Origin of the sequence: Acinetobacter sp. YH12094, assembly GCF_013419295.1 — a bacterium.
Lineage (GTDB): Bacteria > Pseudomonadota > Gammaproteobacteria > Pseudomonadales > Moraxellaceae > Acinetobacter > Acinetobacter amyesii.
This window is the reverse complement of the sequence record NZ_VPAK01000001.1, coordinates 58,076-78,149: the sequence shown is the minus strand read 5'-3', so window position 1 is coordinate 78,149 and position 20,074 is coordinate 58,076. Positions and strand designations below refer to the sequence as shown.

Sequence of the window (20,074 nt, the reverse complement as noted above, 5' to 3'; positions counted from 1 at the left end):
AAAAAGCCCTATCGAGTGATAGGGCTTTTCTTTCTAAACAGCGGATAACTGTTAGTGTTTTGCAGCTTAGGCATTCTTATTGTTAAATTGATTGCCTTGGCATTTGGTACACGGTGGTAAACGATCAGTACCAATTTCTAAGTAGACGCGGTGTCCGCATTGAACACAAAAATAGAAGCCTGTTCCGGGTTTTTGACCAGCAGTAACCATTTTTGTTCTCCATGTGTTTTTAGAAATGGTAGATTCAGTATAACCCTCTTGTGATGAATGTCTATTGGTCATTTCGACAATTGATAATGGCATTTAGGCAAAGCATAATTTCGAATGGAAATTTTGGTGGGTTTACAGAGATTTGCTGAGCCAATTATCCATTTGCAATAAAGTCATCTGGCATCTGCACCAAAACCTTAAAATAGCTGATCAAATGAGACTGGTTTTTCCAAACATTTTAATCAATGCTAATTTATCCTAATTTCATCCAATTTTATGACTATAAAATTCTGTAATTATCACTAAACCCAAAAATATGACGGTAAAGAAGAAACAATAATTTTTATAAAAAATACTCAAACCCTTTTTTCTAAAATTAAAATACTGATTTTCTATGTTATCCAACTTAGATAACGCTCTATCCTTTTTAAATTTAGACAAACTGTTTGTTTGAATTTCACGTCTATATTGCAAAATCAAATTTTTAAAAGACTTTTTCCCAGCAAGTATCCAAGCTTTAGATTTAGAAAGTAATGAAAAAAAGAAAATGATGATACCAGCTAAAGCCAATATTTTTATATTTCCATATTTTTCAGGAATGCCAAGCCATCCAATTATTGCTAGAAAAAGCCAAATACTGTGTTCATTTAGTTTTAAAAAATAATCATTTATAGCAACTTCTAACTCTAAAACTTTTTTAAAAATTTCCTTATTTCCCATATTACCTTCTATAATATTTTTAATAAATTATTTATACATTTTTTGTATGTTTCATAATATATAAGTGTAAACCCCTTATATTCCTGGCTATTCACTAAATTTTGTCTAGTAGATTAGCTCCTGTACTACGAATACTATAAATATAAATTTTAAATATGCTATCGAATTTACTCTTATATATGTATCACATATCCGATAAGCAAATATGCCTGAGTTACCCCATCAACATCTAGATATTTTTCCATTTTCAACCACAAAATAAAAACGCCCCAATTTACACTAGAGCGTTTTAAACAATATCAACAAGTTTCATCTCCCTCCTCCCTTCTTTTAAAAGAATTGCAAACTTCCTCCTTTTTCAAAGATAAGATGCATTGCATCGCAAGGGTGTAGATTAAAAGAATCACATCAAGCTATTCCACTTCCAAGAAGTCCTGTGTATAGCATTGCAGTAACCACCCACTTCATTCACAGATACTTCTTTTCCAATAAACAATGCCATCAAATTAAAGTAAAACTAAAATCAGTACCCTCAATATTTTTTGAAAAAATATAATCAGAATTTATATCTCTAAATTTATTTTCATTAATTAATTTATTTAAATATTCCTCTTCCACAGTTGGATGCACACCTAAACACCAAAGTGAACGACCAGTTGTGGTACTAGATCCTCTAACTTTTTCATATTTTTCGATATCTTTTAACATATACCTAATGCAATGTGACGCATTTTCATGTTGTTTAATTTCTAGAGGTATTGAACTTTGCTTTCGTTTCTGTCTGATCATAAAGTCAATAGAGCAAATATCCTTATCTTTAGACATCCGCTTATCTAACTCATATCGTTTTTCTCTTTCAACTTCAGACACATCCGTATGATTAAATAAAAACAAAGCAAATTCAACCTGAAGCCATATTTCCCACCCTTTAATCTGATTCTCTACAAACCCATTTAATTTGTTAACAATATCTTCTTGCATAAAAAATTCTTCAGATATGTTTATTAAAAAATTTAAATCATCTTTAAGTATTTTCATTGTAATTAATCTATTAAAAAACCCCACATAAATGTAGGATCTTTTTTAAACAATATCAATAACTTTAATCTCCCCCTTGCGAAGTAATATTTCTCATCTTTTAAAAGAGGGGAACTCCCTCCTTTTTCAAAGGTGGGAATATATTCCATAAGGGGAGGATTAAAGAATTACATCAAGCCACATTCCCTTCTAAAAAGTCCTGTGCAAAGCGTTGCAATACACCACCCGCTTCATACACATGTACTTCTTCTTCGGTATCCAAACGGCACGTTACAGGCACTTTAATGATTTCATTTTTGCCATCAGTCGTAGATCGTTCAATCACTAAAGTTAAATCAGAACGCGGTGCAATATTACCAATCACGCTATAAAGCTCAGTACCATCCAGCTTCAAAGTTTTACGGTCAGTCCCTGCTTTAAACTCAAGCGGTAACACACCCATACCCACCAAGTTAGTACGGTGAATACGCTCAAAACCTTCCGCCACAATCACTTCTACACCTGCAAGGCGCACACCTTTGGCAGCCCAGTCACGGCTCGAACCTTGACCGTAGTCCTTACCTGCAATAATGATCAGCGGTTGCTTACGGTTCATGTAAGTTTCAATTGCTTCCCACATACGCATCACTTCGCCTTCAGGCTCTACACGCGCTTTTGAACCTTGCTTGATCGTACCGTCAGAGCGAACCACCATTTCATTAAACAATTTCGGGTTGGCAAATGTCGCACGCTGTGCAGTCAAATGGTCACCACGGTGGGTTGCGTATGAGTTAAAGTCTTCTTCTGGCACGCCCATTTTATGCAGGTATTCACCCGCAGCCGAATCCATCATGATCGCATTTGAAGGCGATAAATGGTCTGTGGTGATGTTGTCAGGTAGAATCGCAAGCGGACGCATTTTCGCAAGTGTACGCGGTGCAGCCAAAGCCCCTTCCCAATACGGCGGACGGCGGATATAAGTACTTTGCGGACGCCAGTCGTATAACGGGCTTGCCGCTTTTTCACGCTCACCCAAATCAAACATTGGGATATACACTTTCTTAAACTGTTCAGGCTTCACCGCTTTTTTCACCAATGCATCAATTTCAGCATCAGACGGCCAAATGTCTTTTAAGTAAATTGGATTACCGTCTTTGTCATTGCCCAGTGAATCGGTTTCGATATCAAAACGAATCGTCCCTGCAATTGCATACGCCACAACTAAAGGTGGAGAAGCCAAGAATGCTTGTTTTGCGTATGGATGGATACGGCCGTCAAAGTTACGGTTACCTGAAAGTACCGCAGTTGCGTACAAATCACGATCAATAATTTCTTGTTGGATTTTTGGATCTAAAGCACCTGACATACCATTACACGTGGTACATGCATACGCCACGATACCAAAGCCCAGTTTTTCTAAATCACCGAGTACACCAGCTTCTTCGAGGTATAAAGCCGCAGCCTTAGAACCCGGTGCAAAAGATGATTTCACCCAAGGTTTACGCACAAGTCCTAACTCATTAGCTTTACGTGCAAGTAAGCCTGCTGCCACGGTATTACGTGGGTTAGAAGTGTTTGTACATGAGGTGATTGCTGCAATGATGATTGCGCCATCAGGCATTAAACCTTCAGCTTCTTGCGCACGTGCTGCTTCTAAGTTACCTGCAATGCCTTTCGCTTTTAAATCAGCGGTTGATACACGTGCATGTGGATTCGATGGACCTGCAATATTACGAGTGACTTGTGATAAATCAAAACGTAGTACACGCGGGTATTCTGCCGCTGTCATATCCGACGCCCAAAGACCAATTTCTTTGGCATAGGTTTCAACCAATTTCACTTGATCCGCTTCACGGCCTGTCAATGTCAGGTAATCAATGGTGTTTTGGTCGATGTAGAACATCGCAGCCGTTGCGCCATATTCAGGGGTCATATTCGAGATCGTTGCACGGTCACCTACAGACATGCTGTCTGCACCTTCACCGAAGAACTCTAAATAAGCACCGACGACACGTTCTTTACGCAAGAATTCTGTAAGCGCTAACACGATGTCAGTTGCGGTAATGCCTGCTTGACGCTGACCGACAAGCTCTACACCAATGATGTCGGGCAGACGCATCCAAGATGCACGGCCGAGCATCACGTTTTCAGCTTCTAGACCGCCGACACCGACAGAAATCACACCCAATGCATCAGTATGCGGTGTATGTGAGTCTGTACCCACACAGGTATCAGGGAATGCTAAACCATCACGGTTTTGAATCACTGGAGACATTTTCTCCAAGTTGATTTGATGCATGATGCCGTTGCCCGCAGGGATCACATCGACATTTTCAAAGGCTGTTTTGGTCCATTCAATGAAATGGAAACGGTCTTCGTTACGACGGTCTTCAATCGCGCGGTTTTTCTCAAATGCATCTGGGTCAAAACCGCCAAACTCTACAGCTAGAGAATGGTCAACAATCAGCTGCGTTGGAACAACAGGATTGACTTTTGACGGGTCACCGCCTTGGTCTGCAATCGCATCACGCAAGCCTGCAAGGTCAACCAAGGCTGTTTGACCTAAGATGTCATGGCACACCACACGTGCAGGGTACCAAGGGAAATCGTGGTCTTGTTTGCGGTTAATCAGTTCTTTTAAAGACTGTTCTAAGATTGCAGGGTCGCATTTACGAACCAACTGCTCTGCAAGGACTTTAGATGTATATGGGAGTTTTGCGTATGCGCCTGGCTGAATATCTTCTACGGCTTGGCGTACATCGAAGTATTCTAGCTGGGTGCCTTGCAGCGGTTTACGGTAGTTGTTGTTCATAGCGTTCCTGCCCTCGGTCTTTCATTTTTTGCGTTGTCTTTTTCATAGACAATTCATCTTTGTTCGATAGGCATACTACACTGCCGAAAACCCATTTCCCAAATCTCATATATTTCATAGGGTTAAATATAAAAACAGGGGTTTTTGAAATATTTAGTTACACTAACTTTGGAATATTCGCTCTAAATGTGAATTTTTTTGAAAAATAGCTGCAAATCCGCCTCATTCTTTAGTCTAAGGTAAATTGCACTGCATAATATTTAATCTAAATATCAACCAAATTGGTTAAAAATCAGTCTTATCAATTTTAGTATTTAATAATCAAGGCATTAAATTACTTAATTAGCTCATTGCGCCTCAAAGCCACAATGTGAATCAAAACACGGTTTTATTATTTATTTTATCTTAATTCTCAATTTATCCCTATTTGCAGGGATAGCGTCGAATCACCCCTCTCTCAGATAATAAAAGCACGACATACAAGCACAGTAATTCGCTGTACTCGCCAAAATAATCACAATATTTACAAAACCTTAGCTAAATAAATCAGCGACTACTGTTCTACCGTCATTATGCTTTGGGGGAAAGATCATGACAAAATTTAAAACCATCATTGGGGCTGGCTGCCTCTTAAGCTGTCTCAGCTTCATTGCCTGTGGCGACAACGACCAATCGACAACAGATTCGACGATTCAAGAAGAGGAAGCGGACTCACCTACTGTCGTCTCGAATCCACCACGTTTGAAGGTCAATGCACAAGGTGAGCATGAACTGCTGATAGCGTATAAACGCCAAGCCTTATACGACCCTGAAACGGGTGAAAATGACCTATTACAGGTCAGAGGCTATCTGACTAGACCTGAACTCTGGAACTCGAAAAATACCAATAGCAGTGTTTCGGATGTGTTGGTTGGCCCACAAATTCGTGCGAAACAAGGTGACAATTTAAAAATTCATCTGGTCAATCATCTCCCTGTTGAATCGACAGAGACCTGTCCAAGTCCAGTGACCAATATTAACCAAGGGAACTGTTTTAACACTACAAATTTACATACACATGGTCTTTGGGTTAGCCCGCAAGGAAATAGTGACAACGTATTTTTGAGCTTAAAACCTCAGCAAGATTTTCATTACGAATTTAAGATCGAACCGAATCATCCTGCGGGAACATTTTGGTATCACTCACATGTGCATGGTTCAACCGCGATTCAGGTCTCAAGTGGCATGGCTGGCCCTTTGATTATTGAGGGAGAGCGGAAACCTGTCATTCGTCAGGGGCAAATTCAGCAGACTGGAGATTTGGACATCTTATGGAAAAATCAAAAAACCCAGCAGTATGACCATGAAAAAATCATGCTATTCCAGCAGATTCAATACAATGAAGATTGCGACAGCAATTTAAGCCAAGTGAATGGTACACCCTGCATCTATAGCTTAGAAGATTATTCAAAACTCGATATACCAACCTCTTGGGCCGATGAAAATCGTTTTACCAGTATCAATGGCAAAATGTTTGGTGAAATGAAGGTGGATCAGAACCAATACCACCGCTGGCGCATGATTCACGGCGGTATCCGTGACACCATTGGTTTGACCATCAAAGAACTGCCTGATTCTGCGCTCTTTACCGCAGAGCAAACCCTGAGCGAATGTCAAAAGTATCAAAGCAAGTCGATGTCTTCAGAGTTTAAAACGCTGAAAACATTACCGTTATATACCCTTGCACAAGACGGCTTGACCATGGGGAAAATCCAAATGCACGGGATTGAAATTTTTCAACCGGGTTATCGTTTTGATGCCATGCTCTCTTTCCCGACCACCAATAAATACTGTGTATACGATACCAAGCTGAATCTAGAAGATGAAATTAATGCGCCTGAATCAAGTCCGTTACTTCGTCGCGCACCAGAAGAAAAACTCAATACACAGCTCCTCGGTTGGGTCAATGTGCAAGCAACTCAACTACCGCAGCAAACGCCGTTTAACTTCTTAAAAAGTCAGGCCACCCAACTAAAACTGGCACCAGAAGTGATTGCGCAGCTCGAACAGGGTGATTTATCAGCCTTTATCTCTCATGCGAGTTTAATGACTGCTGAAGTCGATGAAATGCTCAAAACGATGGCGAAGCAAATCACCAACTTTGACATTCTGTTCAATACAGATGGCAGCTTTAAATTTGGTATTCGTCATGCCGAAGAAGGTACCTTGATCAGCTTTAGCGATGCCTACCATGATGAAGACCATACCCACCATAGCTATGTCCGCAAGCTTCCAATCGGGCAAACTCAAGAGTGGGAGTTAAGCAGTAATGTTGCCAGTCATCCCTTCCATATTCATGTCAATCCATTCCAAGTCGTGAAAATATTGAATGAAAATGGTGTCGATGTCAGTGCGATCGGCAGCTCAGATAAAGATGGTGCGGGTAATATTGACTCGCAATATCATGGAATGAAAGGCGTTTGGAAAGATACGCTCTTCGTCAAACAGGGCTATAAAATCTTTGTACGCAGTAAGTACGAAAAATTTGAAGGCGACTTCGTTCTGCACTGCCATATTTTAGACCATGAAGATCAAGGCATGATGGAAACCGTGCGTATTTGTGGCGATCAATATGATTGTAATAGTGAACCGCCTTCGCATCATTCCACTATGGATATGACTGCAAGCGATATGCCTACACACAATCACTAAGACCGATCTCTGCTGTACAAAAGCCCATATCAATATGGGCTTTTTGTTTGCCTAACACTGCGGCTTGCTGCAAAATAACATGATTAATGATATCTAAAATTTATACTGAGGCTGGTCATGACAACGTCTATGGCATTCACATCTTTTTCTCTCAACGGTGTCGATGCACAAAAATTTCTACAAGGGCAAGTGACTTTGCATGTTGAACGCCTTGAAGAAAATGCAACACGTTATACCGCAATCTGCGACCTCAAAGGCCGTATTCATTTTGGTTTATGGCTCACCAAACACAGTGCTGAAAGTTTTTCTATTGTCACTACAGCAGATCAAGCCGAAGAATTTGCCAAACATATTAAAAAATATGGTGCATTTTCTAAGATGAAACTTGAAGAAACTGGTGCAGTTTTTCCTAGTTTAGTCGGTGATGAAACGACATTTGCTTCGGAACCGACGGATGTTGCAGCATGGGAAGTTCAAGCGATTCAAGCGGGTCAGGCCTATATTGACCAAGCCATTGAACATGTGTTCCAACCGCAAGAGTTACGTCTACATCAGCGTGAAGGCGTCCACTATGACAAAGGTTGTTATTTGGGTCAGGAAGTGATTGCACGTTTATGGTTTAAAGCCAAACCAAAAGCTTGGTTGCATGCAATTCAAGGCACAGGAACTGCGCCTGCACAAGGCGAACAGCTGAATAAAGGCGTACAAGTGGTCAATAGCGCGGCTGTAGAAAATGGTTATGTAGCTTTAGTTGTGGCACGCCCAGAAGCTTTAGAAGAGTTAGATGTGACAGTTTTAGCCTTGCCTGATGCATTGAATGGTGATGTGGCACGTCCGCAGTCAGCTTAAATAAATTCAGAAGATAGCTACATTTAGCTATCTTCTTTTATAACAAATCTAAGTTTTAAATTTTAAAATTCATCATATTAATTTGACTATTTTTAAACTAAAATGCACTCCGAATTTTAACAATAAACTATATAACGATGCATCAGACACAATTTCAAGACCCAAAGCATAAGTTAATTGCACTCTACTATGGTGGTTTTTCAATATTAGCAGTTTTAATGATATTTTATTTTATTGGTTTTCTTAATCTGTTCTCAATTAACAATATTATTTATCTACTGTTCCTTCTTCAACTTATCATTACAATTTCTGGCAGTTATCTTTACTGGAAACAAAACATTAAAGGTTTAATAACCCTAAAATGGATAAGTTTTAGTTTGATCTTCCTTATATGTACGCCTTATTTTTTATATATTCCAAATATTGCACTTATTTTTGGTTTTTACATAGAAGCAACTCCTGATTCTTTTTTCTATCTACCAAAAGCACATATAGGCTACAACACGTCAATAAAATTCAATACAGCTGGAACTTTGCCTTGGGGCTTTGGTTTAAATTTTATTGAGTTAATTATGTTCTTACGTTTTAGAAAAATTTTAAAAGAAACTCTACAGCAAACATAGAAATAGAAGAGTTAGAATCCTCTCTCATTAATGATCATATTTTATAACATCAAACCCACAGCCAAAGCCTAAAGACTTTGGCTTTTTAATCACTCATTTTTTCCCTCACATAATAAATCACCCCTGCCCGATCATCCGAAAAATAAAAAGATTTTTCATCGATCTTATAAATATCAGCAGGTCGCCCAATTACCGTTTTCCCGACTAAAAAGCCATTCATAAAGGTTTCAAGTTTTTGTCCTTTACGCATAATTGCAATTTGATAGCCATGGCCAATCGCTTCTTCGGTAGAGCCATGCAAGGCCACTAAAAAAGAATTTTTGATGGTGTCATCTGTGTCTGGATGATCAAAATAATCAAAACCCAGTGCTGAGGAATGCGAAGGGAAATAAGTATAGGGCGATGGAACATTTTTACAGCCAGATGCACGTTTAAATTTAGGATCCGCTAATACTTTGCCCTGCCATGAATAACATGCGGGCCAGCCATAATCGATATCCCGTTTTAACGCATAAAAAGTTTCATCTGGCTTTTTACTTCCCAAATGATCAGAACCTTGATTAGTTGCAAATAGAAATCTGCCGATCCATTTTAGCCCAACAGCATTACGCAAACCTGTCGCATAAATCCGTTGCTCTGAACCATCAGGATTCATCTCAATGACGGAGGCTCGTACTTTTTCTTTTTCTACACAGGCGTTACAACTCGAACCAACCGACACATAAACTTTTCCATTCCCACCAATAGCAATCGTCCGAGTCAGGTGCCAACCGCCGTATTTATAACTCAAACCATAATCTGGAAATGTCGCTAAAACTTCAGCCTTACTCGAAGGCTGAGTTTCTCCTCTACTAAATTTTTGCCGTGTCAGTTGGTCCGTTTCCGCCAAATAGAGCCAATCCTGTCCTTGAGCATCAGTATAAAACTGAACTGAATTTGGATTTCTCAAACCGGTCAGATAAGGAATGATTTTGCCAAATTTACCGGTGTCAGCATTCCAATCATCCAATATATATACAGTACCTTTTTTATTATCTGTTAGATCATACATATCCGTGACAAACATTCTGCGATCAGGTGCTTGCGCAAAAAAGCGTACCCGTTTGAGACCTTCAGCAGCAGGAATGATCTCGAAATTTGCAGGCAAATTTAAAGAAAACTGCTTGCCATTTTTTAAATGGATTGGATGCGGAACAAGCTTGGGTTGTTGCGCCCAACTGGTCATTGAACAAACGAAACTAAGGATCAAGATGGCACTTATTTTTATCATATTTAAATACATCTCAATGAATCATGTATATCTGTATTCATCATAGACGCCTTGTATCTATTTTATTCAATTTATATTTTTAGAAAATATTATAATTTTGAAAATTAAGGTTTTTTAAATCATATACGCTGGTGCAGTACACAACAGTCAAAAATAAGGAGGAACTTTATTCCCCCTCACGTCTTCGTTTTTAAATCATGATTTTAATCAAAATCCATGAAACAACTTATTCATGTCTTTGCATACATATTCTTTAAAATGATAGGCGCGCGCATGTTTGGCATCAAATTTAGCTTCTAAATCGCCTTTTTTGAAAATATAAACACGATCCTCTTTACTGACTAAAAACTCTGCGCCCAGTTTCATCAAAAGCGCATCGATTTTATCTTCATCTGCAATCGATTCATCTGCATTAATTTTATCGTAATTGCGTTTAATGCCTTTAATAAACATCGCGCTGCCTCTGAGAAAATAACAATGCGCGATTAAATCAGAGTCCTGCTTTTTTGCAAAGGCTTTTGATGCAATAAAGTCATGGCATTTAAAGTGCTAACGGCAATCAACATTATTTTATAAAAACGCTTTAAATCACAATTCCTCACTTTACATTTACGTAAATCTACCTATGATGTAAAAACCGACAAAAATAACCACCAAAACACATAAACGGAATTATGTGTATGATTTACAAAAGGTTTCAAGATGAAAAAAATCCTACTTGCAAGCATTTTGGCAATGAGCACTCAATTCGCTTTTGCTGAAACTAAAACAGATGCCGTCGATCCTGAATTTGCTAAAGTGGAAGCCATGGTCAAGGCCAAAGATATGAATGGCGCCTACCAAACACTAAGCAAGCTTGCAGCAAAAGGTAATGCTCAGGCCATTTATAATTTGGGCTATCTTACTCAAACAGGTCAAGGCGTAGCGAAGGATGAGAAAAAAGCCATCCAACTCTATGAACAGGCTGCAGCCAAAGGCTACCCAGTTGCTAACTATGTGTTAGGTAAAAATTATGCAACGGGCACACTGGGCTTAAAACAAGACACCAACAAGGCCAAACAATATTTAGAACGCGCATCTTCGGCAGGTTTTGAAGATGCCTCCATCGACTATGCCATTTTACTTTTTGCAGAAAATAAACCTGAGTCAGATAAATTGGCACTCAGTAAACTTGATCCGCTGATTAAAAAAGGCAACTACCCTGCGATTCATGCCAAAGCACTTTATGACATCAGTGCTGGCTTTAAATCTAAAAATGAAAAGCCTATTCAGCAAGGTCTAAATAGCATTCAAGAGTTAGCGAAAAAAGGTTATGTCCCTGCATTGATGGCGGTGGGCAATATGTTTGTAAATGGCAATATCATCCCGCAAAATTTGCCTGAAGCTAAAAAAATATTTAGTGCATTAGCCAAAGAAAATATTCCCCAAGCCAAAGAATCTTTGGCAACCGTGGATAAAATGATTGCTGAACAAGCCAAAGCACCTAAAGCCAATGCGAAAAAGAGTTAATTAAGCATTAAAAAAAGCCCTGCACATACAGGGCTTTTTCATGGGTTTAAGCAAATCTTGAGCTGATCAAAATCACGCCCACCACAGACTGATTAATACACCTGTTACGACAAAGCCCAAGATAGTACTCATCAACAAAGGCGTTAAGGTCTTTTCATTTAAGCCATACACTTGTCCTAGCATGGCAAAAATTGTCGGCATCGGTAATGCGGCAATAATCGTCCCTGCATATAACATCTCTTGGCTGACATCGGTCAAATAGCATAAGCCCAAATAAGTCAGTAAAGGCATCACCAAGTTGCTTGAAATCACCAAATAGAAGCTCTGAGCATTCACATACTTTAAGCTCATACCGACAATCCCTCCACCAATTGCAAACAGCGCCAGTGGTGAAGCCGTTTGACCTAACATCGCCAGTACATCATTGATTTGATGAGGTAAACGAATTTGGAAAATTGCAAACCCAATTCCTAACATTACCCCTGCAAAGAGTGGATTTTTTAACAGGGTCATTAAGGTATTTTTGATGATGTCGCCAATATTGGCTTTTTGCTGTGAACTTCCTAATTGTGCAAGAACCAGCACCGTTGGAATCAGTAGCACACTTTCAATAATGACGATTAATGAGGTATAGGTCATCGCATTTTGACCGACCAATAAGCTTAGGACTGCAGTGCCAATTAAGCCTGTATTTGACATGCCAGCACCTAGTGACAGTACCGCTGTTTGCGACATATTATTTTTAAAATGTGTCGACAATAGCCAATAGGCCATGCCATACAATAAAAATGTGACTCCGGTATAAACAAAGAAATAGCTAGGATACCAAATTTGATGCAAATCTTTAGAAGCTAATGACTGAAAAAACAAAGCCGGCAGTGCAATCTTAATCACAAATGCACCAATGGTTCCGACCTGTTCTTTACTCAATAAACTGCATTTTACAGACAGATATCCCAAGGCCAAAAGAAAAAAGATTGGACCAATCACCTCAAAGACCATACGAAATATCCTGTGTAATAGACTCTTCTATCCACACCCTCAATCTGAGAGTGTAGATCGGACCTCTATAAATTTTGAAGATTAGAAAGCCGTAAATTGACTTCTTTGTGCATGCGGCTGACAGCGTAAGTACTGCGGAGAAATTTTTAAATTTTCACCGAGTTCAGCAGCGGCATGCCATGGCCAACGCGGGTCATATTGAATTGCACGAGCAAGGCCAATCGCATCTGCCATGCCATATTGTAAAATGCCTTCGGCTTGCATTGCTTCGGTAATTAAACCCACAGCAATTACGGGAACCTGAACGGCTTGCTTAATGGCTTCAGCAAAAGGCACTTGATAACTGGCTTGTAATTGAATTTTTTGCGCAACATCTAAGCCGCCACTAGAAACATGAATATAGGCTGTGCCTAGTTGTGCAAGCGCTTTTGACAAACCAACAGCCGAGTCTAGATCCCAACTCGGTACTTCAGTATATTCCATCCAATCAGTTGCGGAAATACGTACCCCAATTGGATAATCTTCAGGAACGGCATTTTTCATGGCTTGGAACACTTCAAGCGTCAGCCGAATGCGATTTTCCAGACTGCCGCCATATTCATCGCTACGCCGATTCGACAATGGCGACATAAATTGATGCAGCAAATAACCATGTGCAGCATGTAGCTCAATTAAATCAAAGCCTGCATCTACCGCACGTTTTGCTGAATCGGCAAAGTCTTGAATGATCTGTTGGATTTCATCTCGGCTTAAAGCATGGGGTGCATGATCTGTGGCATTAAAGGGCAACTCACTGGCTGACACGGTTTGCCATCCTTGAGGATGATCTGGGGGTAATTGTCCACGTCCTGCCCACGGTTTATCTGTCGATGCCTTACGACCCGCATGTGCCAGTTGGATAGCAAATGGCATAGGTGAAAGTGATTTCACCTTGGCCAATAGTGCCTTCATCTGTGCGCGTTGCATATCATTCCAAAGGCCGAGGTCTGCATAGCTAATGCGCCCCTCTGCCTGTACAGCCGTTGCTTCGACGATACAAAGTCCAGCACCTGACAAGGCATAGTTCGCCCATTGTTGCTCATGCCAATAGCTTAACTCCCCTTGCTCATTGGCAGAATATTGACACATGGGTGCAATCACGATTCGATTACTCAGCCCCAATGTTCCAAACTGAATTGGTTGAAATAACAACGCCACATCACTCTCCTTTTAGAAGGCTTTGGTCACACTTAATCCTGCACTCCAATTCACCCCATCCGCGGGTTCAAAGAAGCGTCCGTTTCCATCATTGACGATCACTGAACCGACATAGTTTTCATCAAACAAATTATCTGCACGTACATAGGTTTTAACTTTCCAATCTGCTTGTTTCCATACATAACCTGCGTTGGCAGAAACCACGGTATAGCTCGACGCAGCATCACTGTTGGCATCATCGACATAGACTTTATCCATATAGCGCACATCTAGGCCGGCATTAAAGCCAATATCTGGCTGCCAATTCAGTGCGGCAAACGCTTGGTTTTTGGCAATACCCGGAATTTTCGCACCCGATCTAATAGATGACGCTTTAGGTTTCGCTGGATCTGTAGGATTCGGTATTTCTGGAACAAAAGCATCAAATGTGGCATCGATATAACTGTAACTTGCTTGCGCACTTAAATCTCGCCATAGCTGTTTATTCCACGAAAGCTCAACACCTTCACGTAAGGTTTTATCGGCATTTCTATAGGTTGCACGCCCTTCCTCTGTCCCAGCAGAAACGATGTCATCTTGAGTTTTGCTTTGGAACACTGCTGCCGTGAAATTCCCCCATGCATTTTGTGATTTAAGCCCAAGCTCGTAGTTATCGCTACTGGCCGGTTTTAAATCAAAATTCATGCCGTCATCTTTAGAATAGGCCATTTCTGTAAAGGTGGGTGTTTCAAAACCCTTGGCATAACTGACATAGGCATTCAGTTGATGCGCAATATTCCAACTTAATGCTGCTGAAGGTAAAACTTTGTCATAGTCAGTTTTACCGCTGTCATCCTTATTTAAACCCACGACATATTTATCATCAGATTCATAATGAACATTGCTATATCGTAGCCCTGTATCTAAAGTCCAATTGGGTAAAAAATTCCACGAAGCTTGTACATAGGGGTCTAAATTCCACAAGGTGTTATTTTCATTTCGACGAATATTGCCTTTCTTGCCAAAATTTCCATTGGCATCAAAATTTTCATAGCCCTTACGGTCTTCATCCATATAATCAAAGGCAAGACCTGCAGTAAAACGCGTATTCGGCAAGAGGTCTTTGCCTGTCCAGCGAATATCTGTTCCATAATAATCACGGCTAAAATCAATCACACCACCTGCATGGCGCGCATTATTTTGTGGATTTTTGGGGATGGACTGATACTGCACCACATCACGTTGCCCCATATACACCATTGCATTGAGTTCATGCTGATCATTCAATGGTTTTTTCCACGTTAAGCCCGTTTGAGTTTGGCTAATTTCCTTACGTACATCATAGGTATTATTGGCATCATTGACCTGTTTCGGATTTTGACGCAATTGCTCCCGATTCAGACCTTGTGGATCATCGGCATTGATATCCACATGATTCACAATCCAATTGACCTTGGAACCATCATCCAAATCCCACGTCAGTTTTGCATTGCTAAGTACTTTATTTGCGGCACTATGATCACGGTAGCCATCGGTTTCAAAATAAGAAGAACTCACGACATAGCTAGGTTCATTGGCCTGTTCTGAGCCACCTTGCAGCACAATGTCAGCACGACTTTTATGATGACTGCCGCCCGAATAACCAAGTTCGATAGAGTCTTTTCCTGTGCCTTGCTTGGTTGTTGTTAAGATCGCCCCACCCGAAGAGTTGCCATATAAAGAAGAAAATGGCCCGCCCAATACCTCGATATGATTTAAGCTACTCATATCGATGTTTGACGTCTGTCCCTGACCATCCGGCATGGTCGCAGGGATTCCATCAACATATAAACGGATACCACGCACACCAAATGTTGAACGAGCGCCAAAGCCTCGCATAGACAGTTGCAAGTCTTGTGCATAGTTTTCACGGTTATTCAGTTGTAGTCCGGGCACACCTTTTAAGGTTTCAGACAGATTCACACCCGTATTGTTATTATTTTCAGCTTGCTGTACACGGTATACCGATGCAGGTGTTTTTAACCACGTGGTATTGGTTCGTGGTGCTTCAATGGTAATCTCAGGAAGTAAAACAGGTTCCGTAGAACCTGTTTCTGCATACAACTGTTGGCTAATACATGCCGTCAGGCAAAGTAAATGTGTCTTAAATGATGTGACGTTAAATTTACTTTGCATAGAGCACCTATTTTAACATTAGAAGATTACCTTAGAGCTTAAACCAATTAGGAAAGCATCATCAACTCGATTTGTTGAGCCTGGGTTAATCACATATTGTAAACTTGGACGAATCATCAACCATTTCGTAGGGTTATGACTATAGTTCAACTCGACATTATATTCTGCACTTGCATCAAATTTCTCAGCAGAAAGTCGATTATTGACATGCACACGGTTCACGCCCAAGCCAACCATATCGTTTGGTAAACGATCGGCCAATCCAATGTATTTCAAACCCAGCTGCTGTGAGTTATCAACTTTTGTGGTGACACGATCATGCCAAGTAAAATTGGCAAAGCTATGCAAACCACGTTTGCCTTCACCTGTAGACGTTAACTGTTGCTCAATCGCAATCCAACCACCAAAGGTACGATCTTCAGGGCTTACCCCTTTTCCATCGACCTTTCCTTTAGCAATATCAAATTGGTTTTCAGCATTATCTGCGGTGTTGTACAACGCACCAAAGCGGTAGCTCCCCGGTAAGCCATTGACCAATGATTTTGGTGTCCAAACCAATTCTACGGGAATGGTTACGCCATCAGCATGATCTGTATCTAGACTCCAACCTTGACCTTCTGCTTTGGCATTACCATTGTCAGGGTTAAATTCGTAAACACCGACTTGTGCCGCAAGTTCTGGCGTTGCTTGGTATTTCACACGTCCACCCCATTGTGAAACTGGAGTATTCATCCACATAGAACCTTGCCATTTACCCATTTGCGCTGCACAAAATGAGGTGCTGGCAAAGTCACATGCCATCACGTTAAAGTCCATACCTAGACCTAAACGACCGGCTTTTACACTAATGCCTTGTTCTTTGAAATTCTTTTCAATCGATAGTTCAGTTAAGCGGCTGTCTTGGTTACCACGGCCAAAATTGGCTTGTGCATTTGCCAATTGAGGAACATCCCCTTGCAAATCACGAACTGAGGTACTTTGACCTTGACGAGCAGTCATTACAGCACGCACAGTCACGCCATCCCAACCTGCAAGTTTTTCCATATCAAGCTGTGTTCCTAACCACAATTGGCTGGCTACCGTTGCTGAATGTCCCGGATTACGACCGCCATCGGCAAGATAGGCAGCATCAGCAGCAATATTGGCCTCAAACTTCACACCTTGTTGTGCAAGTTCGTTACGTTTACCATCCCAATCCCCGAGCATGTACTGACCTTTAGTGTCGAATGCTTCTGTGGCGTGAACATGTGTCATGGCTGCTGCAACAAATGCAGGTAGAAGAGCTAGACTGTATTTTTTCATGGTAAAACCTAAATCTGGAGAGAGTCTCTAGACAAGCCACATGGCTTGAAATCTAATGTCACAAAAATTACATAATTTTTCACGTTCTATCTCAGCATTATTTTTATCATTCACCAAACTTTAATTTATCAATAAGTGACTTTAAATAAATCTATTGTTATGCAATATTTTTAGTGATTATTTTTCAATATCTTATATATCTATTAATTCAATTGTTTAACTTCTGATCGCTTTTTCAAACTCATTATTGTGACTTGTTGGTTTATTATTCTCACAATTAATAATCAATAACCTATTCATACACTCCCTTAGGCCGCGATGAAACTTGCATTATGTAGGGCTAGACCCAATAGTATGCATAACTTGAATGATCCATTGCTTCGACCTTTATGCCTGAATTACCAGAAGTAGAAACCACTAAAACCAGTTTATTGCCATTATTGAATGAAAAGGTTCTCAAAGTTGAGGTTTTTCAGTCGAGCCTGCGTTGGCCTATTCCTGACGACATTCAAAAACTCGTCGGTCAAAAGCTGCTTCAGCTCAGCCGTCGATCAAAATATATTTTGGCTGAATTTGAACATGACTGCATGCTGTGGCATTTGGGCATGTCTGGCAGTTTTCGGATTTGTGAAGGTGATGAAGCATTACGAAAGCATGATCATCTGGTGATTCATTTTGAAGATATGCAATTACGCTATCACGATCCACGACGTTTTGGCTGTATTTTATGGTTAGATGCATCGTCTCAAAGCAAACTGATTGACACGCTTGGCCCTGAACCGCTGAGTGATGACTTTAATGCTGAATACTTATTCCAAAAATTTAAAAATAAGCAGACCAGTATCAAAGTATCGATCATGGACAATCATATTGTGGTTGGTGTCGGCAATATCTATGCAACGGAAAGCTTATTTAACTTAGGCATACACCCTGCGCAGCCTGCATCAAGTTTGAGTTTTGAACAAGTTGAAAAAATGGTCATCGAAATCAAACGTATTTTAAAACAGGCAATTGATTTAGGCGGTTCGACGTTACGTGATTACACCAATGCGATGGGCGAAAATGGTTATTTCCAACAAACTCTGCTCGCCTACGGACGTGCCGGTGAAATGTGCATCAACTGTGAAACCATCTTGCAAAATATCAAACTAGGGCAACGTGCATCGGTGTTTTGCCCAGAGTGTCAGCCTTTAAAAAAGGTTAAAATGCTGACTAAGAAAACCGTGAAAGGAAATAAAGCATGAAGTCTGCGATTGTTCGCCACATATTAGTCAAAGATAAAGAACTATGTGAGCAACTGAAAAAGAAAATCAAAGGCGGTGCGGACTTTGCCAAAATTGCAAAGCAGCATTCGACATGCCCTTCGGGTAAAAAAGGCGGTGAGCTTGGCGACATTAAAAAAGGCCAACTGGTTGGTCCAATTGATAAGGCGGTATTTACCCTACCCGAACGTGAACTGCATGGTCCGATCAAAAGCCAATTTGGCTGGCATTTATTAGAAATTAAGTTTCGGATGTAACATAGCACCCACATTGAACATGCTATAACGAGTATATCGCGAATATGTGCTTTTCATCTTAAAGCACATAATCCCAGTATTTTTTTCAATCGTTCAGAACATTGGCTGGCGGTTTTCAATCATATAATATAAATCATAGCAACCAGATAACATTGCACTAAATCAATTCTACTTAATAATAAATAAAGGACATTCCATTGGGCTATTACAACTATTTTCGTCTTGGCACTGTCGATACAACAGATTTTACAATCATTCGAGGTGAACGAAAGCATGCACTTATCCAAGCATTATATGATGATCAAGATATGAACCCTCATGGTGAAGTCCAGTTGGCACTAGATTTAGATGGGAATCGTAACGATGAATCAAAATGGTATGATGCGATACAGCAAATTAGCAAATTATCCAAAAATCACCCTTTAGTCTTATTTATATTAGGTCAACAAGCCTGCGCACCCGAATCGCCTGAAGAAGCAAATGAAGTATTTACAGGCATTCGAAATGGCATTGTTTTTTCGACATCAGAACCTAAGTTTATGAAAATGACGCCTCAACAAAATTCACAATAAAAAATGGCGCTTTAAGCGCCGTTTTCACTGCTAAAGGATTAACCTTTACGTTTTAATTCATCACGAATTTCACGAAGTAATTCGATATCTTCTGGAGTCGCCTCTGGAGCTGGCTCTTCAACTTTTTGACGGCGCAATTTGTTCATCAATTTCACTAACCAGAATACGACCCATGCCAAAAGCAAGAAGTTGATTAAGATGGTTAGGAAGTTACCGTAAGCCAAAACATTAAGGCCTGCATCCTGTGCTGCTTTTAGCGTGGTTAAATTGTTTGGGTTATCGCCCAATACTAAGAACCAATTTGAATAATCAACGTCACCACCAAGGATCCAAGAAATAAAAGGCATGATAATGTCTTTTACCATGGAATCGATGATTTTACCGAAAGCACCACCAATGATGACACCGACAGCCAAGTCCATCACGTTGCCTTTTACGGCAAATTCTCTAAATTCTTGAATAATACTCATGTGATCTCCAGAAATTTTTTCAGCTTTAATTTTGTGACGAAGTATACATTATATCTGTATAACTATTTCCACCTAATTTACTTGGTTTTTATTAGATTCTAAATGCCATGTATAAAAATTCACACAAAACATTTTTGATTTTGGTAATACATTCTAT

Annotated in this window: 18 protein-coding genes; 7 read left to right on the top strand and 11 right to left on the bottom strand. The window is 40.1% G+C overall.

Annotated elements, in window-relative coordinates; all coding sequences use genetic code 11:
• Positions 1-66: 66 nt before the first annotated feature.
• The 4 genes from FTU34_RS00355 to acnD all read right to left on the bottom strand — a co-directional run bounded on the left by FTU34_RS00355 (position 67) and on the right by acnD (position 4,759).
• Positions 67-282 carry a hypothetical protein gene (locus FTU34_RS00355; protein ID WP_111884814.1) on the bottom strand — a complete coding sequence of 72 codons (216 nt, stop codon included), beginning with the start codon at positions 280-282 and terminating at the stop codon, positions 67-69.
• 192 nt (positions 283-474) lie between these two features.
• The gene (locus FTU34_RS00350) at positions 475-930 is read right to left on the bottom strand and encodes a hypothetical protein (RefSeq protein WP_180034551.1); all 456 of its coding nucleotides are present in this window, start codon (positions 928-930) and stop codon (positions 475-477) included.
• 501 nt (positions 931-1,431) lie between these two features.
• Positions 1,432-1,968, bottom strand: a complete 537-nt coding sequence (locus FTU34_RS00345) for a hypothetical protein (RefSeq protein ID WP_218948978.1) — start codon at positions 1,966-1,968, stop codon at positions 1,432-1,434.
• Positions 1,969-2,140: 172 nt separating this feature from the next.
• Positions 2,141-4,759 carry a Fe/S-dependent 2-methylisocitrate dehydratase AcnD gene (gene acnD / locus FTU34_RS00340; protein WP_180034552.1) on the bottom strand — a complete coding sequence of 873 codons (2,619 nt, stop codon included), beginning with the start codon at positions 4,757-4,759 and terminating at the stop codon, positions 2,141-2,143.
• 591 nt (positions 4,760-5,350) lie between these two features.
• Between acnD and FTU34_RS00335 the strand changes: the two genes are divergently transcribed.
• The 3 genes from FTU34_RS00335 (at position 5,351) to FTU34_RS00325 (ending at position 8,922) form a co-directional block, all read left to right on the top strand.
• Positions 5,351-7,450, top strand: a complete 2,100-nt coding sequence (locus FTU34_RS00335) for a multicopper oxidase family protein (protein ID WP_180034553.1) — start codon at positions 5,351-5,353, stop codon at positions 7,448-7,450.
• 117 nt (positions 7,451-7,567) lie between these two features.
• Positions 7,568-8,299, top strand: a complete 732-nt coding sequence (locus tag FTU34_RS00330) for a folate-binding protein YgfZ (protein WP_180034554.1) — start codon at positions 7,568-7,570, stop codon at positions 8,297-8,299.
• 137 nt (positions 8,300-8,436) lie between these two features.
• A complete protein-coding gene (locus FTU34_RS00325) occupies positions 8,437-8,922 on the top strand; it encodes a hypothetical protein (RefSeq protein ID WP_180034555.1) in 486 nt (161 codons plus the stop codon).
• An 85-nt stretch (positions 8,923-9,007) separates the two neighbouring features.
• Here the strand turns inward: FTU34_RS00325 and FTU34_RS00320 are convergent, their stop codons facing one another.
• Together FTU34_RS00320 and FTU34_RS00315 are read right to left on the bottom strand one after the other, a co-directional pair.
• Complete coding sequence (locus FTU34_RS00320) at positions 9,008-10,192, bottom strand: sorbosone dehydrogenase family protein (protein ID WP_180034608.1); 1,185 nt, start codon at positions 10,190-10,192, stop codon at positions 9,008-9,010.
• A gap of 207 nt (positions 10,193-10,399) precedes the next feature.
• Complete coding sequence (locus FTU34_RS00315; protein ID WP_078191141.1) at positions 10,400-10,645, bottom strand: hypothetical protein; 246 nt, start codon at positions 10,643-10,645, stop codon at positions 10,400-10,402.
• 249 nt (positions 10,646-10,894) lie between these two features.
• Between FTU34_RS00315 and FTU34_RS00310 the strand changes: the two genes are divergently transcribed.
• Positions 10,895-11,701, top strand: coding sequence for a tetratricopeptide repeat protein (locus tag FTU34_RS00310; protein WP_180034556.1), 807 nt, complete (start codon positions 10,895-10,897; stop codon positions 11,699-11,701).
• A 72-nt stretch (positions 11,702-11,773) separates the two neighbouring features.
• Here FTU34_RS00310 and FTU34_RS00305 read toward each other — a convergent pair whose 3' ends face one another.
• The 4 genes from FTU34_RS00305 to FTU34_RS00290 all read right to left on the bottom strand — a co-directional run bounded on the left by FTU34_RS00305 (position 11,774) and on the right by FTU34_RS00290 (position 17,356).
• Positions 11,774-12,703 (bottom strand): AEC family transporter, encoded by a 930-nt coding sequence (locus FTU34_RS00305; protein ID WP_180034557.1) that lies wholly within the window; start codon positions 12,701-12,703, stop codon positions 11,774-11,776.
• Positions 12,704-12,784: 81 nt separating this feature from the next.
• Positions 12,785-13,900: an NADH:flavin oxidoreductase/NADH oxidase gene (locus tag FTU34_RS00300; RefSeq protein ID WP_180034558.1), complete on the bottom strand. Its 1,116-nt coding sequence runs from the start codon at positions 13,898-13,900 to the stop codon at positions 12,785-12,787.
• 12 nt (positions 13,901-13,912) lie between these two features.
• Complete coding sequence (locus FTU34_RS00295) at positions 13,913-16,054, bottom strand: TonB-dependent receptor (RefSeq protein ID WP_180034559.1); 2,142 nt, start codon at positions 16,052-16,054, stop codon at positions 13,913-13,915.
• A gap of 18 nt (positions 16,055-16,072) precedes the next feature.
• Positions 16,073-17,356: a carbohydrate porin gene (locus FTU34_RS00290; protein WP_180034560.1), complete on the bottom strand. Its 1,284-nt coding sequence runs from the start codon at positions 17,354-17,356 to the stop codon at positions 16,073-16,075.
• A 389-nt stretch (positions 17,357-17,745) separates the two neighbouring features.
• Between FTU34_RS00290 and mutM the strand changes: the two genes are divergently transcribed.
• The 3 genes from mutM (at position 17,746) to FTU34_RS00275 (ending at position 19,447) form a co-directional block, all read left to right on the top strand.
• Positions 17,746-18,600: a bifunctional DNA-formamidopyrimidine glycosylase/DNA-(apurinic or apyrimidinic site) lyase gene (gene mutM, locus FTU34_RS00285; protein WP_078192337.1), complete on the top strand. Its 855-nt coding sequence runs from the start codon at positions 17,746-17,748 to the stop codon at positions 18,598-18,600.
• Positions 18,597-18,875: a peptidylprolyl isomerase gene (locus FTU34_RS00280; protein WP_078192338.1), complete on the top strand. Its 279-nt coding sequence runs from the start codon at positions 18,597-18,599 to the stop codon at positions 18,873-18,875. Before mutM ends, FTU34_RS00280 begins: the two co-directional genes overlap by 4 nt.
• Positions 18,876-19,072: 197 nt before the next feature.
• Positions 19,073-19,447, top strand: a complete 375-nt coding sequence (locus FTU34_RS00275) for a hypothetical protein (RefSeq protein WP_005007840.1) — start codon at positions 19,073-19,075, stop codon at positions 19,445-19,447.
• Positions 19,448-19,485: 38 nt separating this feature from the next.
• Here FTU34_RS00275 and mscL read toward each other — a convergent pair whose 3' ends face one another.
• Positions 19,486-19,917 carry a large conductance mechanosensitive channel protein MscL gene (gene mscL, locus FTU34_RS00270; RefSeq protein ID WP_078192339.1) on the bottom strand — a complete coding sequence of 144 codons (432 nt, stop codon included), beginning with the start codon at positions 19,915-19,917 and terminating at the stop codon, positions 19,486-19,488.
• Positions 19,918-20,074 lie beyond the last annotated feature (157 nt).

Excerpts from the sequence above, each read along its gene's own strand:
- FTU34_RS00355 (WP_111884814.1), bottom strand. The coding sequence starts at position 282 with ATGACCAATAGACATTCATCACAAGAGGGTTATACTGAATCTACCATT.
- FTU34_RS00315 (WP_078191141.1), bottom strand. The coding sequence starts at position 10,645 with ATGTTTATTAAAGGCATTAAACGCAATTACGATAAAATTAATGCAGAT.
- FTU34_RS00330 (WP_180034554.1), top strand. The coding sequence starts at position 7,568 with ATGACAACGTCTATGGCATTCACATCTTTTTCTCTCAACGGTGTCGAT.
- FTU34_RS00280 (WP_078192338.1), top strand. The coding sequence starts at position 18,597 with ATGAAGTCTGCGATTGTTCGCCACATATTAGTCAAAGATAAAGAACTA.
- FTU34_RS00305 (WP_180034557.1), bottom strand. The coding sequence starts at position 12,703 with ATGGTCTTTGAGGTGATTGGTCCAATCTTTTTTCTTTTGGCCTTGGGA.
- FTU34_RS00325 (WP_180034555.1), top strand. The coding sequence starts at position 8,437 with ATGCATCAGACACAATTTCAAGACCCAAAGCATAAGTTAATTGCACTC.
- FTU34_RS00350 (WP_180034551.1), bottom strand. The coding sequence starts at position 930 with ATGGGAAATAAGGAAATTTTTAAAAAAGTTTTAGAGTTAGAAGTTGCT.
- FTU34_RS00290 (WP_180034560.1), bottom strand. The coding sequence starts at position 17,356 with ATGAAAAAATACAGTCTAGCTCTTCTACCTGCATTTGTTGCAGCAGCC.
- FTU34_RS00295 (WP_180034559.1), bottom strand. The coding sequence starts at position 16,054 with ATGCAAAGTAAATTTAACGTCACATCATTTAAGACACATTTACTTTGC.
- FTU34_RS00320 (WP_180034608.1), bottom strand. The coding sequence starts at position 10,192 with ATGATAAAAATAAGTGCCATCTTGATCCTTAGTTTCGTTTGTTCAATG.
- FTU34_RS00335 (WP_180034553.1), top strand. The coding sequence starts at position 5,351 with ATGACAAAATTTAAAACCATCATTGGGGCTGGCTGCCTCTTAAGCTGT.
- FTU34_RS00310 (WP_180034556.1), top strand. The coding sequence starts at position 10,895 with ATGAAAAAAATCCTACTTGCAAGCATTTTGGCAATGAGCACTCAATTC.
- FTU34_RS00345 (WP_218948978.1), bottom strand. The coding sequence starts at position 1,968 with ATGAAAATACTTAAAGATGATTTAAATTTTTTAATAAACATATCTGAA.
- acnD (WP_180034552.1), bottom strand. The coding sequence starts at position 4,759 with ATGAACAACAACTACCGTAAACCGCTGCAAGGCACCCAGCTAGAATAC.
- mutM (WP_078192337.1), top strand. The coding sequence starts at position 17,746 with ATGCCTGAATTACCAGAAGTAGAAACCACTAAAACCAGTTTATTGCCA.
- mscL (WP_078192339.1), bottom strand. The coding sequence starts at position 19,917 with ATGAGTATTATTCAAGAATTTAGAGAATTTGCCGTAAAAGGCAACGTG.